This window comes from Sphingopyxis macrogoltabida (genome assembly GCF_001307295.1).
Classification (GTDB): domain Bacteria; phylum Pseudomonadota; class Alphaproteobacteria; order Sphingomonadales; family Sphingomonadaceae; genus Sphingopyxis; species Sphingopyxis macrogoltabida_B.
This window is the reverse complement of the sequence record NZ_CP012700.1, coordinates 2784319-2802161: the sequence shown is the minus strand read 5'-3', so window position 1 is coordinate 2802161 and position 17843 is coordinate 2784319. Positions and strand designations below refer to the sequence as shown.

Genomic DNA, 17843 nt, shown 5'->3' with positions numbered 1-17843 from the left:
GCGATGAAATGATTGAGAAGTGCACGGATCAGTGTTGCCACTTTCCCGGCACCTCGACAGCCGGTAGGTAAACGGATCCACCACGGTTACACACTTGCTATTGCGGACGTTGGGCGGCAGTTCACAAGGACTGTAACTGATATAAATCCAGCCCTCGTCTCGTATCACGCTTCGCAACGCCTGGGCTTGAGAAACGACCCGTCGAACCTGCCAATCAAGTTGCGGCCAGTTCGCTAGTCTTGGCAGAACCGTGTGGTCATAACTTGGCCGCTCAAGCGCCAGTCACTTTCCTGCGGCTGCACCCTTGCCATCACTGCCAGCATCTGGATGAGCGTCGTACTTCGGCGATTCAGGGCTACTTGCAGCGGCTCTCATTTTCAGTTCTCGCAAATTTTCCTCGTGGGATTCCCTACTGATATTGTAGTTCATCAGCACAGCAAGCATGACGAGATAAATACCCGTCACTATGGGCACATAATACGCACCCAAACTCCAGATGGCTTCGTCGGGGACTGCGCTCGCGTCGACCTGTCTTGGAAAGCTCGCCAGATAGAGCACAAAAGACGCGATCAAGATCCCAAGCCCCTGAACACTCTTTTTTGCAAAGGTGATGGACGCAGCCAAAACCCCTTCTGACCGACGCCCAGTTTCCAGCTCGCTTTGTTCAGCGAGATCGGCAAGCATTGAAGCGACAAGGATGTTGAAGCAGATGATGAGGCCGAGATCGACAATTCCAAATATCAGGTTGAACCAGAAAATGAACGGATCGCCATTTGGCGGCAATAGATCAAGCAGCCTGAGACAGATGGGTATCGGGTGCGCCAGAAGCGCCACCATACCCAAGATGATGGCAGCCCTCTTCTTGCCAAGATGTCTTGTCGCTACGGGGGCAAGCGCAAAACCAATCGCTGCCGATACAAATATTCCCAGGGACAGATAGCCTGTCTCGGACGCTGTGAATTCCCAGAAATAGGAAACGAAATAGAGGTGCAAGGAAGCCTTCAGCCCCAATGCAACCGCTCCCAAAATCGCCGCCAGAAACACTGCAAGGAAGGCGCGGTTGGACAGGGTTTCGAAAATCTCCTTGAATATCAATCGCAGCGTGATGTTGCGCTTCGGCGGCGCCTGATTGAGGTAGGGAATTCGCGATTGAGTGCCGAACGCGGCTATCAAGATGGCAACCAGAATCAGTGCCGAAGCGAGCATCCCATAGATCTCATAAGGTTTTCGCAGGCTAACAGCCTCGGACATGGCTGCTGATGCAAACATCGGAAATACGACAAAGAACATTGCGACATTCATGAGATTGCCGCCCGACCAGGCGAAGAAGTGCCCTAGGCTAATGAGCTTGCTTCTTTCTGTGTAGTCTTCTGTCAGTTCCGGAGCCAAGGCGACGTTCGGCGTTTCAAAAAAGGATATTGCAGTGCGGATAATGATTGACAGGACCAACAAGTAACCGACCATTGCCAATTCCGACCAACCTTCTGGGGGCGACCAGACCAAAAGAAAGCTCAATGAGACAGGGATTGCAGAGGCAAAAAGAAATGGGTGGCGCCGCCCCCAGCGAGATTCGGTGTTATCTGACCAATAACCCACGATCGGATCGCTGACGGCATCAAACACTAGTGAGATTAGCAAGGCCATGCCGACCAGCCTTGCATCCAGACCTAGAACTTGACTGTAATACGCAAGCAAATAGTAATCAAAGCCATTGGATTTGATCCCAAATGCCATGTGCCCGATACCGTAAGAGATACGGGTGCCAAACGGTAATTTTGGTTTGCCTACAACGCTGCCCCCAAGCGAGGGATTGTCATTTCTCGATGGCAATTCCTGCGCCCCAGCTTCAGGCACCAACTTCTGCACCCAGAACTGCCTTGTACTCCAAGAATTCGTCAAAACCAACTTCGCCCCATTCTCGCCCGTTGCCCGACTGCTTGAAGCCGCCAAATGGAGCATTGAAATCAGCGTGTGCGTTGTTGATGAAAACCTGCCCCGTTCTGATCCTGGATGCGACCTCAACCGCCTGCTCATGCGGCCCCTGGACGTAGCCGGAAAGACCATATGGTGAGTCATTTGCTATCTGAACAGCTTGATCGACATCTTCATAGGCGATGATGACTAGAACCGGGCCAAAGATCTCCTCTTGAGCGATAGCCATAGCATTGTTTACATTGGCAAAGATTGTAGGCTTAACAAAAAAGCCCTTGGTTGCGCCCGAAGGGCTCTCGACGCCGCCAGTTACGAGCGTCGCTCCTTCGTCAATGCCAACGCCAATAAGCTTCTTGACTTGCTCATATTGCCGCTGAGTGGAAATAGGCCCAATTGCCGGAGCGTCTGCATCAGCAGATAATGCGACCGGTATTGACTCTGCCGTTTGCTTGGCGATCGCAATCGCTTCTTCTTGCCTGTCTGCTGGCACAAGCAACCTTGATCCGGCACTGCAGGTCTGCCCAGCATTTGACATCAAACTGCGCACTGCCCGCACGACTGATTCTTGCAAGTCAGCGTCGGGCAAGACCAGATTGACTGATTTTCCGCCGAGCTCTTGCGAAACGCGCTTGATCGAATCTGCGGCTGCCTTGGCGACCATTGCCCCAGCCCGCGTCGATCCGGTGAAGCTGACCATGTCGACTTCGGGATGGTCCGAAAGCGCCGAACCAACGACTGATCCTGAACCCGTGACAAGATTGAAAACGCCGGGGGGGGCACCAGCGGCATCAATGACCTCAGCCAGCAAAATAGAATCGAGCGGTGTTTGCTCGGCAGGCTTAAGTACAACCGTGCATCCCACTGCCAATGCCGCGGCAATCTTGCATGCGACCTGGTTGAGCGGCCAGTTCCAAGGTGTAATCATGCCGCAAACACCGATGGCCTCACGTCTGAGGTGAGTGGTGCCCTTCGCTTCCACAAATTTGAATTTTTCCAGAACATCAGCCGCTGTGGCGAAATGGGCAATTCCAGCTGGAACCTGAGCCTGCTGCGCCCACCATAAGGGTGCGCCCATCTCCTGATTGATTGCCTCAGCAAATTCGTCAGCGCGGCTCTGAATGCCCGCTACAACATCTCGCAACAGCTTGACGCGCGATTCCCTGCTTGATTGCGAAAATGAATCGAATGCCTCCCGCGCAGCCCTAACCGCAGCATCTACATCGGCTTTATCACCGCTGGCGATCTTCGCACAAACTTCTTCCGTCGACGGATTTATGACAGTCGACATATTGTCGGAATGCGGCGACACCCATTGTCCACCAATGTAGAGGTTTGGATACTCTTTCACGTAATATTCCAGTTGTTCTTGAGCAAACTCGATTGAGCCAGCAGTTGTAATAAAGCGAGAGCCAGACAGATATTGCCCAATATCAACTGGCTCTCGTTCCTCTTCATTAATGGATCGGCTAGAATTTCGCGCGGGCCGTTACGCCATAGGTGCGCGGTTCTTGAACAAACGCACCACGAGCTCGCGAGCCGCCAAATCCTCTTAGCGGGATATTGAACGTGACAAACCGGGTGCGCGTGTCAAAAACGTTCCTCGCCCAAGCTTCGATTGTGAACTGCCCGTCGGCAGCGCCGAAACCGAATCTGAGATCGACTTTCGTGTTACCGGGCTGAATGTCCTGCGGCAAAGGCAGTGCTGCTGCTACCGCAGCGCGCACATCATCCTCTGTCAACGCCCCTGCCGTGGCCGGCAATTCGGTCGGGCGGGTGCTGGTACGACGCTTGGACTCGTACCGCACCGTTGCGCCGCCAAACACTGACATACCTGCATTGCCAATCTCGGTGTTGAAATCAAGTCCTCCGATCAGCACCAGTTCAGGCGCATTGGTCAACCTGGTCCCGCACAGCGAAGTCGCCGCCGGTGTGAAATTGGGATCCGTGGGGTCAAAACTTGCGCAATCGCTTGGATAGCGCGCGTCCGTATAGGAACCTGCGAGGTTCAAGGTCACTGCGTCTGAAAGGTCAAAGCCAGATTCAATTTCCACCCCCGTGCTTAACGCCTTGTCGGTGTTGAATGTATTGAACCGAGTCCCATCAAATTCTAACACCTGAAAATCTTTCAGATTGGTATGGAACAACGCAATATTTGCCCAGGCCCTGCCACCCAGGAACCTTGACTTCAAGCCAAGCTCAAACGCGTCAACTTTCTCAGACCGGAACGTCGGGTCAGCTCCGCCAGATGCTGAAGATACATCAAGATTGAAACCGCCTGATTTGAAGCCTTGAGAGTAGCCACCATAAAGAAACGTCCGATCGGCAACTTCATACCTGACATTTAGAGTATAGGTTAGACGGTCATCACCGAACTTCTGGTCAAATGGTTGCGGGATGAATTGAAGAAACGGACTAGTGACCGGATCGCCAACGAATTGCTGGAAGAAACTATTTGGATCACTTGGATCAAAGAATGGTGAAGTGAAAATCCAGCAATTGGTCTGCACAGCCGCTGCCAGCCGACCCGGGCCACCAGCACCAAAGAAACCATCAGTTGGGTGATATGCCCCGCCTGGCGCCAGATAGCCTGCCAGACTGTTGAAGGTCCCGAAACATGCATTGTGTTGACCGGGCACTTGCTCTGAAAGTTTAGCATTCTTGGATTCATCCACGTATCGAGCGCCAACAATAAGGCTTAGCCTATCGCTCAATTCGATGACATTGTGGGTAAAAATCGAAAACGATTCGCCCTTCTGCTGCGCACGCGGCGCAGCGTAATCGAGCACGGAATTCGCTCCGCCCGCAGCGAAATTCAGTTCATTGAATACAGGCTGACCTAAAGCCCCAACGCTAACCGCTTCCTGCATCTGATCTAAGAAAAACGACGTGTATTTCTGGTCGATTTTTTCATGCGAGTAGTAGGCGCCAATGATCCAATCCAAAGCGCCGTCAAATGACTCGCCTTGCAATCGCAATTCGTGTGACGTCGACTTGATGCTGGTCCCGTTAAGTGGATCCAAATCTATTCCAGGATTGAGGGCTCTGATTTCAGGGCAGTCGCCGACCGCATAGACATTCAATGCGGTATAGTCACCGCGACAACTGTCGGCAAATGAGTCCCCGTAATAGCCAAGATAAGACAGCTCACCAAATGGCAATGAAACATCATAGTGAGCCGGGTGCTGTCAGGCAAACGCTAACTGTTCTCCAAACTTGAGATATTTGGAGCTAAGTTGGCAGTTATGCAGCCTCTTTCATTCAAGCGTCATCGCTTTCACCCCGACATCATCCGCCAGGCAGTGTGGTTGTATTTCAGATTCACGCTGAGCCTGCGTGATGTTGAAGACTTGATGGCTGAACGCGGTATCGACGTGACTTACGAGACCATCCGCTGCTGGGTGGATAAGTTTGGTCCAGCCATTGCTGCCAACATTCGCAAGAGACGCCATCGGTTAGCGTCCGCGCTCGTGGTGTAATTTCCGGTGTAGGCGATGGTGTATTCCGGGGTGGGGCATGCCCCACCCCGGAATGCGGCGTCGCTGGTGGCCACCGGGTTCATCGTTATGGTGGAGTTTGCACACTTCAACCGTGACGAAGAGGAGTTCCCGATGACCGAGGACAGATTACTGATCGAAGAGCTGGCTGCAAAGGGCGGCCAACCGGATTTTTTGCGCACCATCGCCGAGAACGTGCTGCAGCTGATCATGGAGGCCGACGTTGATGGCCTGATCGGCGCGGGTCGCCACGAACGCAGCAGCGAGCGCGCGACCTGGCGCAACGGCTATCGCGACCGTTCGCTGGATACCCGGGTAGGCACGCTGAACCTGAAAATCCCCAAGCTGCGTGCTGGGTCCTATTTTCCGGGCTTCCTTGAGCCCCGCAAGATGGTCGAGAAAGCGCTGGTTGCGGTGATCCAGGAAGCGTGGATCGGCGGGGTCAGCACCCGGCGGGTCGATGAACTCGTCCAGGCCATGGGCATGACCGGCATCTCCAAGTCCACCGTCTCCAAGCTTTGCAAGGACATTGACGAGCGCGTCCATGCCTTTCTGAAACGCCCGCTCACCGGCGAATGGCCGTATCTCTGGCTCGATGCCACCTATCTCAAGGTACGCGAAGGCGGGCGGATCATCAGCGTTGCCGCAATAATCGCCATGGCCGTCAACACCGAGGGCCGGCGCGAGATCGTCGGCCTGCATATCGGCCCCTCGGAAGCGGAGGTCTTCTGGTCCGACTTCCTGAAGGACCTTGTTCGGCGCGGTCTTACCGGCGTGAAGCTGGTCATCTCCGATGCTCACGAGGGCCTCAAGGGCGCGATCACCCGCGTCATGGGCGCCACCTGGCAGCGCTGCCGGGTGCACTTCATGCGCAATGCCCTGTCCTATGTGCCCAAGGGCCAGAACACTGTCGTCGCCGCCGCGATCCGCCAGGTCTTCCTGCAGCCCGATCAGAAAAGCGCAACGCAGGTCTGGCGACAGGTCGCCGACCAGTTGCGCACCCGTTGGCCCAAGCTCGGCGCCTGCATGGACGAGGCCGAAACCGACGTGCTCGCCTACACCGGCTTCCCCACCCAGCACCGCACGAAGTTACACTCAACCAATCCGCTCGAGCGGCTCAACAAGGAGGTCAAGCGCCGCGCCGACGTCGTCGGAATCTTCCCGAACGAAGACAGCATCATCCGCCTCGTCGGGGCTGTGCTGATGGAGCAGAACGACGAGTGGCAGCTCCAGCACCGATACATGCAGATCGAAGGCATGGCCGAACTCAACCAACCCATGATCGAGGAGGAAAATCAGCCCCTACACATCACCGCCAAAGCCGCCTGACGATGGCCCACGGCCACAGCCGAAATTACACCACCTTGACGGACGCGACCCGCCATCGAGCTGATTGCGTGTGGCATTTGGATGAGATGGTTGTCCGGATTAGCGGCAAAAGAATGTTCATGTGGCGGGCTGTGGACAAGGAGGGCGAGGTCCTCGATGTCCTGGTTCAGAAGCGTCGCAACAAGGCAGCAGCGCTGAAATTGCTACGAAAATTACTCAAGCATCAGGGCTTCGTTCCCGACGCTATCGTCACAGATGGCCTGGCTTCCTACGGAGCAGCGCTCCGCGACCTTGGCGCTTTGAAGCGTCATCAACCTGGTCAACTCAAGCATAACAACCGCGCGGAAAACTCACACCTTCCCGTGCGAAGACGGGAGCGAAAGATGCAACTGTTCAAGTCCCAGGGCCAAGCGCAGCGTTTCACCTCAACCCACTCAGCAATCTACAACACATTCAATATCGAGCGTCACCTCGTCTCCCGAAACACAATGCGAAAATACCGAGATCGTGCTTTCGCCGAGTGGCACGCCGTGTCCGCTCCAAATGGGTGAAATTTCAGCAGCGCACTTTAGCTCGCCCCGCGTCGCTTAACCTGACAACGCCGTCGCGCGATTGAATGAGAATGCGAGCTCTGTCTTCATCGGTGTTCAGCAGAGCGGGCCGCTAACAGTTGACAGAGACAGGGCGGTAGAATGGCTACGTGCACCGACCAATCCGAATGGAGTGCCCAACTCGGCCATTCTTTCGGCTTATGTCGCAACAGATGATATTGTTGGCCGCCCGTCTGAGAACTTTCTTATCGATTTTCCCAGCGGACTTGGTGAAGCCGAAGCGAGCGCTTTCGAGCTTCCGTTCGAACACCTTCGCGCTGCGAAATATGATCCACATCGCGACGGTGAGCTTGTTAACTATGTTGACTATCGGACAGATACTGACAGCCAAAACTCTTCGTGGTGGGAGCCGCATCGGGCTAGGCCTGCACTCCGCAATCGACTTGTGAATGCTGGTGATTATCTTGCCACAGCCGAAACAACCGAGCATCGTGTCTTTAGATTTCTTCCAGCAGGGACGGTGCCTGACAAAAGCCTCTACGCTTTTCCTGGCGTTGGATTGGAAGGTTTTGGAGTGTTGCAAAGTCGGTTTCACGAGAATTGGTGTACGTACTTTGGCAATCGAATTGGGGCAGGCAATCAGAGGCGCTACAACGCATCTTATGTGTACCTGACCTTCCCCTTTCCCGAAGGTCTGACCCCCGACATCCCCACTGCCGACTACGCCGATGATCCACGCGCGCAGGCTATTGCGGCAGCGGCGGCGCGGCTCAACGAGTTGCGCGAGAACTGGCTCAACCCGCCTGAGCTTATCGAGCGAGTGCCCGAAGTGGTCGAAGGCTATCCCGACCGCATCCTGCCCAAGGACGAGGCTGCCGCGAAGGAACTGAAAAAACGCACTCTCACCAATCTCTACAACACCCGCCCCGCTTGGCTCGACCATGCCCATCGCGCGCTCGATGAAGCCGTTGCCGAAGCCTACGGCTGGGGCGACGACTATCGCGCTGGAACCCTAACTGACGACGAAATCCTCGCGCGCCTTTTCCGCCTTAATCAGGAAAGGGTATCGGCGTGAGCCGGATAGACCTGCTGACAGCAATGAAAGCTTTGGGCCTATCGGGCGCGATGGCCCTTGAGGACAATCTTCAAGCGATCGAAGACCTTGTTGAGTTTCACTACGACGACGCAGAGAGACTTAATTCGGTTCGAAGTGAGTTTGAAAAGTTTCATCATCCATGGGCGCGATCGATAGTCGAAAGAATCGACGGGCATTTAACCCACATTTCCCAAGTAAGGCGCTGATTTCGCTGTCCTGACCATTATATTTCCTATATAAAACATGGTGTTGAAGGCTGCGAGGGGCGCGTTTCATGGATCACCCAGAGGGTGCGGGCTTGCAACGGGCAGATCGGGTGGATTTCGACCCTCGCGTGCGGCTGGAATTTCGCGGCACGCAGCTCAGTTCCGACGGCGGCCTTCTGGTGATGCGCGAGCTTGATGACGCGCTCGGGTTGTCCGATTTGGCGTCAGCGGCGCTGCGCGATACTCGCTCTGGCAAGAACACGGTCCATCGGCTCGACGGCCTGTTCCGGCAATCAGTCTTTGGGCGGCTGGCCGGATACGAGGATGTCAACGACGCCAACCGTCTCGCCTGCGATCCGGTCATGCGCCAAGTTGTCGGCGGCAGAGCGGTCGATGCACAAGCGGCCTCGGCATCGCAGATGGGACGGTTCGAGACCGAGACGCTGGCTCTGGCCGGGAACCGTGCCGCGCTGGCCGACCTGAACGGGCAATGGATCGACCGGTTCCATGACCGTAACGGGCTGAAGTACATCGTTCTGGACATGGACAGCTCGGTCAGCCCGACCCATGGCGACCAGGAAGGGTCCGCCTGGAATGGCCATTTCGACTGTAGCTGCTATCACCCCAACTTTCTGTTCAACCAGTTCGGGATGCTGGAACGCTGCGCCCTGCGCCATGGCAACGTCCACAGCGCCGATGGCTGGCGTGATGTTCTCGACCCCGTCATTGCGCGCTACGCGGAGCGCGACCTTGGTGGCAGGTTCTTCCGGGCCGATGCTGCCTACGCGATCCCGGCGATCTATGAGCGATTGGAAGAAGCGCGGTTCTTCTACGCCATCCGGCTGCCCGCAAACGCGGTCCTCAAGGACAAGATCGCGCATCGGCTAACGCGCCCTGTCGGGCGGCCGTCACTGACCAAGGTCAAGCGGTTCTTCGAGGAATTCGAGTATCAGGCGGCGTCCTGGGACAAGGAACGCCGGGTGATCGCCAAGATCGAATGGCATCCGGGCGAACTGTTCCCGCGTGTCGGCTTCATCGTCACCAACCTGCCGATGGAGCCGGACTGGGTGGTGCGGTTCTACAACCAGCGCGGCACCGCCGAGCAGCACATCAAAGAGGGCAAATACGCCTTTCGCTGGACGCGGCTGTCGTGCCGGAAGTTCCGCGACAATGAGGTGCGGCTGCAACTGCACGCCCTGGCGTACAACCTGGCCACCTTCTTGCGCTGCATCGAGCTGCCCGAGGCCATGGCCGACTGGTCGTTGACCAGCCTGCAACTGAAGCTGATCAAGATCGGGGCACGTGTGGTCCGTCACGCCCGCACCATCACCTTCCAGCTGGCCGAGGTCGCTGTCACCGGCACGATGGTACGCGCCATCCTCGCCGCTATCCGCCGATTGCGAGCGCCACCGCTATGCGCATGATCGCGATCCACGCTCAAACTGAACGAAAGCGGCTGGACAGATCTGTCCGCTGCGCTGAAAAACGCCGCCCCTGGGCAAGGAAACAGCGGCTTCGCGGTCTGATCCGTCCAGATCCAGCAGTCTGCGCGACCGCAGGTGCCGCTTGCGGCAGAAAATCCTTGTCTAGCGCTCGGATACAGGCGATCTTCACCTCAAACGCCACGCCACTTGGGGAATGCAGGTTTAAACAATATTCGTGATTTTCCGATAGATGAGGAGGATGATCCGAATTTCGACATGGACCCCTTGCTGCCAAGTACTGAAGAGTCGCCTCGATTGACAGCAGAGCAAGAACGCCTTCTTAACCTGATCGACTACGTCGAGGCCACCGAGCGCGATAAGTTGAAAACGGTTCTGGATTATCAGGATCACAAGGCCTTCCGCAAAACCGGGGCGGAGCTTCAAGGATTTCCTGGTGTCGCACTCGATGTCGGGCGCGATGACGATCCGATATGGTTGCGTGTCGACCGGCTGCCGAGGAAGGCACCGCCAGCACCAGAGGACGTAGAGCTATCCGTCTGGCTGACCTATCGCGACGATCCCAAAAGCGAGCCGCGACTTAAGTCCGAAATCTCAGGGGCTGTCCTTGTAGAGGCTGGCCTGATCCCCGCCGAAGATGCACCCGAGCATGTTTCCTTGGAACATTTTGCCGAGCGTGAGATGGTCGAGCTTTTGTTCGAGTACTGGCTTAAGAATGCCTGGTCGAATTGGGTCGAGACCGAAACCCCGCGCCGTGAGACAATTGCGCTCTACAATGCGTTGTTCATGCTGCGCCAACAGCTCGAAGGTGTCAGCGATATCCCGCTTGAGCTGACCTGCGGCATCGGTTTTGCCACGCTGTTTCGAGACGGGAAGCGGTTGCGGTATCCGCTGCTTACGGTCTCGCAGGAAATCAGTCTGAACGAGTTGACCCACGCGATTGAGGTGCGACCGCGTATGGAAGCGGACCCCGGTCTCGAATTGGACGCGCTGGATAAGATGGGGCTGGGCGTGCTGGACCAATGGCGCTCCGCGACTGAGAAATTCCTTGGTGAACTTGAGGAAGAAAGCCTGTCTCCATTTGCCCCGGAGACGTTCGCGCCACCGCTACGCCAGGCCGCCGCTTTGCTTGATCCTGATGCTGTGTACTTACCCGACCAAGATCCAGCGCAGCCCGGGATTATCCCTTCGATTGAAACGCAGTTCAGGATCGGCGATGCGTTTGCATTCTTTCAGCGAGAGCGTCGTGCCACTCAATTGATGGAAGATTTGCGTCAGTTCCGCGCGCTTCTCGAAGATGGAGAAGAGACAACAGAACTGCCGAAGGCAGTGGCCTCCTTGCTTGTTGAGCCTGCTAATGCGGTGAGCGAAGAAGAGTATCCCGAGTTCCGCGGCATCTCCAGCATTCCGGGCGTCACCACTTCTAGCGGGGAGGGGAAGGATCTGTTCTTTCCATTGCCGTTCAACCGTGAGCAGGTCGAAGTGGTGCAGCGACTGGAAGTGCGCCCGGGAGTAGTTGTTCAGGGGCCGCCGGGTACCGGCAAGACGCACACGATCGCAAATATAATCAGTCACTACCTCGCCCTTGGCAAGCGGGTGCTCGTGACATCTCAGAAAGCGCCCGCACTGAGGGTTCTTCGCGACAAGCTACCAGAAGCGGTGCGTCCTCTTGCAGTGAGCCTCCTTGAAAGCGATCGCGACGGCCTTAAGCAGTTTCAGGAATCCGTCGATATCATCGGCGAAAAACTGCAACGGCTGCGGCGGCATGAGTTGCAGGACGAGATTGATGATCTGGACGAGCAGATTGACAGGCTGCACCGGCAATTGGCGCTAATCGATACAGAAGTCGACAAGATCGGACGCGCGGCAATTTCGCCAATCACGCTGGATGGCGACACTTACGAGCCAATGCGCGCCGCTAGAATGGTCGCAGCCTCGCCGGAACTAACAGCTTGGATGCCTGATGATCTGGAGGTTTCATCAACCTGCGATCCAGCATTTTCCGATGCTGACATTGCCGAACTCAGGACGGCTCGGAAGGCAGTTGGTGACGACCTCGCCTATCTGAATGCGTGCCTTCCGGACCTTGAGCGCCTTCCCACAGTCGAAACGCTCCTCAATGCCCACAAGGATCTGTCTAAAGCCGAGCAGATAAGGGAGAGGATAAGCAAGGGCGAACTTCCGGCTTTGCGAGAGGACCGGGATGACACTGTTTCGCGCCTGCGAGACCTGACGGCAAAACTGAAGTCACTATCTGCAGAGGAGCAACGGGTATCAGGGGCACCCTTTGCATGGACTGATGAGCTGCTTCTTTGTCTTGGGCAAACCGGACCGGACGACCGTCTAACCGCGTTGGAGAGCTTGCGCGAAGAGGCTTTAAGGCTTGGAGCCGAGTATCAATACTTCCTGACCAGACCGGTTTTCGTGCCGGAAGAAGCGCTTAGCGATCCGAAGTTTCTTGTTGCGATTGAGAAAGAGGCCGAAGGTAAACCGGCAGTCGGGCTCGTTGGCGGGTTATTCGCTTCCAAACTCAAGGCTCAGCTGGGTGAGGTCACTGTATTGGGCGAACCAGCTTCAACTGCCGACGAATGGAGCGACGTTCAACGATTTGTTACAGCACGGGCTTCAATTCGGCGATTTCAGACAGCGTGGAACAACGTGGTGGCTGGCGGGATCGGTGATCGTCTGGAAGGACAAGAGTTGGGCGTGGCGCAACTCGCAAGACGCCAGTTCGATCATATTGACGCTGCTAATACATTGATCGCAAGTCGTCGAGAGATCCATGCTGCGGTCGATGCTACTTTTGTTTCGTCCCCTGCGTTGCGGGATGGTGATCAGCAGGCAATTCGCGGTCTGCTTGAAGCCGTCGATGCTCATCTTCTGCGATATCGATTGGCTGATGCTGAAGGTTTGCGGACCTCTCTCCTCTCCGAGCTAGAGCCCTGTGAATACGAAATCAGCGCGGAGCTTCGTGCCCTGGCGGCTACGCGTTTGGGCAGCCCGGAAGTATCAATTGATGCACTGGCAGAAGCGTGGAATTCGTTCATTACGCGTCTGAGAGAAGTAAAAGGGAAACACGACGCTTTCGCGAAGATTGCGGAGGTGACAGACCTCATTGAGATGTCAGGTGCGCCAAAATGGGCTCGGCGCTTGAGGTCCAATCCGGTCAATGGTGTTGAGGACGAACTTCTACCCGGTGATTGGGAAAACCGTTGGCGTCTTCGTCGCCTAGAGGGGTGGCTGGATACGAACGACAAGCATCACCGCCTTAGGGAACTCGGCACTGATCGCAGCGAGAAGGAGGTTCTCCTCAAACGAGCATACGAACGCTCGATTGAACTGCGAACCTGGTTGGAGCTCAGCAAGAAGGCTAGTGATGGGGTCAAGGCGGCACTTGCCGCCTATGCAGATGCAGTTCGAAGAATTGGACGAGGTACTGGGAAACGTGCTGGCCGATACAGGCGCCAGGCGCGTGAGGCATCCGATCGCGCCAAGGGCGCTTTGCCATGCTGGATTATGCCGCATTACCGGGTCTCAGAGTCCCTTCCAGCAGATTTGGGACTCTTCGATCTCGTGATCGTTGACGAAGCATCGCAATCGACGGTAGCGGCATTACCCGCCCTACTACGGGCCAAGACAATCCTCATCGTTGGCGATGATAAGCAGGTCAGTCCGGACCTTGTCGGACGCGACCAGACGCGTGCAGATGAACTCGCGGTACGACACCTTTCTGGGCAAGTCCCCGATTATCGGGCTTCGCTACGCGAGGAACAATCGCTGTACGATCTTGGCAAGGTGGTCTTCGCCGGTGGGGCGATCATGCTTACCGAACATTTCCGTTGTGTCGCGCCCATCATCGAATTTTCCAAGGCGCAGTTCTACAATCACAGGCTGAATCCTCTGCGGCTACCGACTGCTTCGGAACGGCTTGATCCTCCCTTGATCGACGTTCGAATTGAAGACGGATATCGTTAGCGTCCGCGCTCGTGGTGTAATTTCCGGTGTAGGCGATGGTGTATTCCGGGGTGGGGCATGCCCCACCCCGGAATGCGGCGTCGCTGGTGGCCACCGGGTTCATCGTTATGGTGGAGTTTGCACACTTCAACCGTGACGAAGAGGAGTTCCCGATGACCGAGGACAGATTACTGATCGAAGAGCTGGCTGCAAAGGGCGGCCAACCGGATTTTTTGCGCACCATCGCCGAGAACGTGCTGCAGCTGATCATGGAGGCCGACGTTGATGGCCTGATCGGCGCGGGTCGCCACGAACGCAGCAGCGAGCGCGCGACCTGGCGCAACGGCTATCGCGACCGTTCGCTGGATACCCGGGTAGGCACGCTGAACCTGAAAATCCCCAAGCTGCGTGCTGGGTCCTATTTTCCGGGCTTCCTTGAGCCCCGCAAGATGGTCGAGAAAGCGCTGGTTGCGGTGATCCAGGAAGCGTGGATCGGCGGGGTCAGCACCCGGCGGGTCGATGAACTCGTCCAGGCCATGGGCATGACCGGCATCTCCAAGTCCACCGTCTCCAAGCTTTGCAAGGACATTGACGAGCGCGTCCATGCCTTTCTGAAACGCCCGCTCACCGGCGAATGGCCGTATCTCTGGCTCGATGCCACCTATCTCAAGGTACGCGAAGGCGGGCGGATCATCAGCGTTGCCGCAATAATCGCCATGGCCGTCAACACCGAGGGCCGGCGCGAGATCGTCGGCCTGCATATCGGCCCCTCGGAAGCGGAGGTCTTCTGGTCCGACTTCCTGAAGGACCTTGTTCGGCGCGGTCTTACCGGCGTGAAGCTGGTCATCTCCGATGCTCACGAGGGCCTCAAGGGCGCGATCACCCGCGTCATGGGCGCCACCTGGCAGCGCTGCCGGGTGCACTTCATGCGCAATGCCCTGTCCTATGTGCCCAAGGGCCAGAACACTGTCGTCGCCGCCGCGATCCGCCAGGTCTTCCTGCAGCCCGATCAGAAAAGCGCAACGCAGGTCTGGCGACAGGTCGCCGACCAGTTGCGCACCCGTTGGCCCAAGCTCGGCGCCTGCATGGACGAGGCCGAAACCGACGTGCTCGCCTACACCGGCTTCCCCACCCAGCACCGCACGAAGTTACACTCAACCAATCCGCTCGAGCGGCTCAACAAGGAGGTCAAGCGCCGCGCCGACGTCGTCGGAATCTTCCCGAACGAAGACAGCATCATCCGCCTCGTCGGGGCTGTGCTGATGGAGCAGAACGACGAGTGGCAGCTCCAGCACCGATACATGCAGATCGAAGGCATGGCCGAACTCAACCAACCCATGATCGAGGAGGAAAATCAGCCCCTACACATCACCGCCAAAGCCGCCTGACGATGGCCCACGGCCACAGCCGAAATTACACCACCTTGACGGACGCGACCCGGATATCGACAGGGAGACATTAATCCTCCGGAAGCGGCATATATCGTCGAAGAGATTGAGAGAATCGCATCCGACCCAAAGATGGCAACGCGGACAATCGGCGTAACAACCCTATTGGGTCAAAAGCAGGCAGCTCACATTTATGGCCTGATCGAGCAAAAACTCGGACCAGAGGTGATCGAACAGCACCACCTGCGCGTGGGCGATCCCACAGCTTTTCAGGGTGACGAGCGAGACATCATGTTCATATCGTTGGTTGCTCAAGCGGGTGGTAGCGCTCTGTCGGGAGTCCGATTTGAGCAACGCTTCAACGTCGCCCTTTCGCGAGCATGTGATCGAACGTATTTGGTTCGCTCAGTAGACGTTGAAGCCCTTGGACATGCCGATCAGCTTCGCCGCGCGCTGCTGGACCATTTCCGGATGCCCTTCCCGTCTGATGGTCAAGAGGCCAAGGACCGGCGGGAAAAGTGCGAGTCCGATTTTGAGCGCGAGATGTACGATCTGTTGGTTGAGCGAGGCTATAGAGTCGACACCCAAGTCAAAGTAGGCGATTTTAGGATCGACCTCGTGGTCGAAGGTGAGAATGACCGCCGCGTCGCAATCGAATGCGATGGCGACCGATATCACGGACCTGATCGTTGGGCCTCCGACATGAACCGGCAGCGCATCTTGGAAAGGGCTGGTTGGACAGTTTGGAGGTGCTTCGCATCTCGTTTCGTCAGGGATCAAAGACAGGTGATGGAGGAACTGGTCGGGTTCCTATCCGAGCGTGGTATCCAGCCAGTTGGCGGTTCAGATGAGTGGACCAGTCGACATGTAGAACTAAGAGCTTGGCGTTCCTCTGACTCGACTGAGGATGACGCGCAAGACGAAGTCGATCTACCTACTGAACCCGTTGAGAATTGTGAGGGCCAAGCAGACCATTCGAGCGAAGAACTTGCTACCGTTGTGCCTTCTGACGATGAGGAGCAGGACTCCGCTCGGGTTACTGAAGCTCAGGTTCAAGAGCAGATCTTGCAGCTGATGTCAGATGGACAAGTCTGGAGTAATTCCCAGTTGAAGAAAGCGTTGCCTGACCACCTCCCGCTGTCGTCAGCAGACCGCGCACCTGCGGCTTTCAGGCCGCATGAGGAGAGGTGGGAGGAGCTTGTAAACAACGCGCTCTCCCCATCCCGGAGCAACTCTTTGCATTCGCGCGGTTTGGTCGAAAGTCGAGGCAGGGGGCTGCACCAGCTTACATCCTCATGCGGTAAAGATGAGACGCACATTTCGAGTGATCAATCACGGCAACCGCATGAAACGGTTTATCGTTTGCCTCCTCACGAGGTGGGCCAAGAGTACCAATTTTCCGAACTTTCAGTGCCTGAAGGTGATGGCGATCTGCTTTATGAAGATGCATATCAGCGACGTCTCGAAACAATCGTCGAGGAGGTCATCGAACGTGAGGGGCCCGTCTATCTCGACCTTGTCGTCGAACGGGTCGCCCGTGCGCATGGGAAGCAAAAGGCGGGACGGATTATTCAGGAGAGAGTTGTTTCGGCGATCCCAGCTGAGTGCCGTCGGGCGTATGACGGAAATCGCCTTGTCCTTTTTCCCAAGCATTCGAGCCCACATATGATCGTACCCTTGAGGCCCTCACGATCCGACTGGAGATCGCATCGGGATATCCCATTGATCGAGTTGGCCAGCTTGGCGCTGCCCGGAATCCGATCAAAGAAATCAACCGAAGACATACTCGCGCACTACTCCAAAGCATTCAAACTGGCGCGGCTTCGCCAGCCGACAAGAGTAAGATTTGAAGAGGCCATTGCGATTGCACGATCGTCAGTCGAGGCTGAGACTTAGTGCTACCCAGAATGAGGGATCCTTCGCCGCGAGGGCGCGGAGATCCGTTGGAAAGACGTTGGAAAAGCCCTTCAGAACGAACCGGCGAAATAACTGGTCACGTGGGGGAATATGGGAAATGGGAGGGCACACCGAACGCAGTAGCTGCTGCTGGTGAAGCTGAGTTAGATTAGCGAGTAACGGCCGATTTTGGCGAGTGGCAGTTTCTTGCTGCCTAATCTCAGCGCGACCTTGCCATGGCTCTGTCAATCGGAGACGAGCTGTAGCAAGTCTGACAGCACCCAATTGGGTCCAATTTTCAATCAGGTACAGTTAGTCTGACAGCTCCGCAACGAGTTTTCCGGCGAACCCCCAATCTTCAAATTCAACTTCTTGAATCACGACATGGACGTGCTCGGGCCTCTTACCGAGGTGCTCCACCATTAAATCTGTGACACCTTTTACGATCTCTCGCTTGGCTTCCTTGGTAGCGCCCTTGGTAAACTGGACATTGATATAAGGCATCGCGGCAAATCCTGTTCAAAAATATGATGTGAAATCATGGGCTTCTGTCCG

Annotated in this window: 12 protein-coding genes and 1 pseudogene; 9 read left to right on the top strand and 4 right to left on the bottom strand. The window is 56.3% G+C overall.

Translation table 11 applies throughout. The annotated features are described in order from the left end of the window. Window positions 1-282: 282 nt before the first annotated feature. The 3 genes from AN936_RS13110 to AN936_RS24165 all read right to left on the bottom strand — a co-directional run bounded on the left by AN936_RS13110 (window position 283) and on the right by AN936_RS24165 (window position 5090). Window positions 283-1866, bottom strand: a complete 1584-nt coding sequence (locus AN936_RS13110) for an MFS transporter (RefSeq protein ID WP_234715566.1) — start codon at window positions 1864-1866, stop codon at window positions 283-285. Beyond that, on the bottom strand, window positions 1847-3280 hold the full coding sequence (locus tag AN936_RS13105; protein WP_054588536.1) for an aldehyde dehydrogenase family protein: 1434 nt from the start codon (window positions 3278-3280) through the stop codon (window positions 1847-1849). The genes AN936_RS13110 and AN936_RS13105 overlap by 20 nt, the downstream gene beginning before the upstream one ends. A gap of 118 nt (window positions 3281-3398) precedes the next feature. Then, window positions 3399-5090 carry a TonB-dependent receptor domain-containing protein gene (locus AN936_RS24165; protein ID WP_149037666.1) on the bottom strand — a complete coding sequence of 564 codons (1692 nt, stop codon included), beginning with the start codon at window positions 5088-5090 and terminating at the stop codon, window positions 3399-3401. 84 nt (window positions 5091-5174) lie between these two features. On the opposite strand from AN936_RS24165, the pseudogene AN936_RS13095 reads away from it, so the two are divergent. The 9 genes and pseudogenes from AN936_RS13095 to AN936_RS25515 all read left to right on the top strand — a co-directional run. Continuing rightward, a pseudogene (locus tag AN936_RS13095) lies at window positions 5175-5378 on the top strand (IS6 family transposase); the annotation flags it as partial. 162 nt (window positions 5379-5540) lie between these two features. Continuing rightward, entirely contained in the window at window positions 5541-6755 is a 1215-nt protein-coding gene (locus tag AN936_RS13090; RefSeq protein ID WP_006954973.1) for an IS256-like element ISSpma2 family transposase, read from the top strand. Between the two features lie 35 nt (window positions 6756-6790). Then, a complete protein-coding gene (locus AN936_RS13085; RefSeq protein ID WP_158500087.1) occupies window positions 6791-7306 on the top strand; it encodes an IS6 family transposase in 516 nt (171 codons plus the stop codon). Between the two features lie 61 nt (window positions 7307-7367). After that, window positions 7368-8381, top strand: a complete 1014-nt coding sequence (locus AN936_RS24715) for a type IIL restriction-modification enzyme MmeI (RefSeq protein WP_149037665.1) — start codon at window positions 7368-7370, stop codon at window positions 8379-8381. Then, complete coding sequence (locus AN936_RS24710) at window positions 8378-8608, top strand: hypothetical protein (RefSeq protein ID WP_149037664.1); 231 nt, start codon at window positions 8378-8380, stop codon at window positions 8606-8608. Before AN936_RS24715 ends, AN936_RS24710 begins: the two co-directional genes overlap by 4 nt. Window positions 8609-8676: 68 nt before the next feature. Next, window positions 8677-10032 (top strand): IS1380-like element IS1247 family transposase, encoded by a 1356-nt coding sequence (locus AN936_RS13070; protein WP_006473457.1) that lies wholly within the window; start codon window positions 8677-8679, stop codon window positions 10030-10032. Between the two features lie 207 nt (window positions 10033-10239). Further along, window positions 10240-14025 (top strand): AAA domain-containing protein, encoded by a 3786-nt coding sequence (locus tag AN936_RS13065; protein WP_149037663.1) that lies wholly within the window; start codon window positions 10240-10242, stop codon window positions 14023-14025. 152 nt (window positions 14026-14177) lie between these two features. Further along, window positions 14178-15392 carry an IS256-like element ISSpma2 family transposase gene (locus AN936_RS13060; protein WP_006954973.1) on the top strand — a complete coding sequence of 405 codons (1215 nt, stop codon included), beginning with the start codon at window positions 14178-14180 and terminating at the stop codon, window positions 15390-15392. 69 nt (window positions 15393-15461) lie between these two features. Next, on the top strand, window positions 15462-17288 hold the full coding sequence (locus AN936_RS25515; RefSeq protein ID WP_257719806.1) for a DUF3320 domain-containing protein: 1827 nt from the start codon (window positions 15462-15464) through the stop codon (window positions 17286-17288). A 312-nt stretch (window positions 17289-17600) separates the two neighbouring features. Here the strand turns inward: AN936_RS25515 and AN936_RS13040 are convergent, their stop codons facing one another. Further along, window positions 17601-17792 carry a tautomerase family protein gene (locus AN936_RS13040; protein WP_054588526.1) on the bottom strand — a complete coding sequence of 64 codons (192 nt, stop codon included), beginning with the start codon at window positions 17790-17792 and terminating at the stop codon, window positions 17601-17603. Window positions 17793-17843 lie beyond the last annotated feature (51 nt).

What these genes read in the sequence shown, in the direction of transcription:
- AN936_RS13070 (WP_006473457.1), top strand. Translation starts at nt 8,677, where the DNA reads ATGGATCACCCAGAGGGTGCGGGCTTGCAACGGGCAGATCGGGTGGAT.
- AN936_RS13040 (WP_054588526.1), bottom strand. Translation starts at nt 17,792, where the DNA reads ATGCCTTATATCAATGTCCAGTTTACCAAGGGCGCTACCAAGGAAGCC.
- AN936_RS13090 (WP_006954973.1), top strand. Translation starts at nt 5,541, where the DNA reads ATGACCGAGGACAGATTACTGATCGAAGAGCTGGCTGCAAAGGGCGGC.
- AN936_RS13060 (WP_006954973.1), top strand. Translation starts at nt 14,178, where the DNA reads ATGACCGAGGACAGATTACTGATCGAAGAGCTGGCTGCAAAGGGCGGC.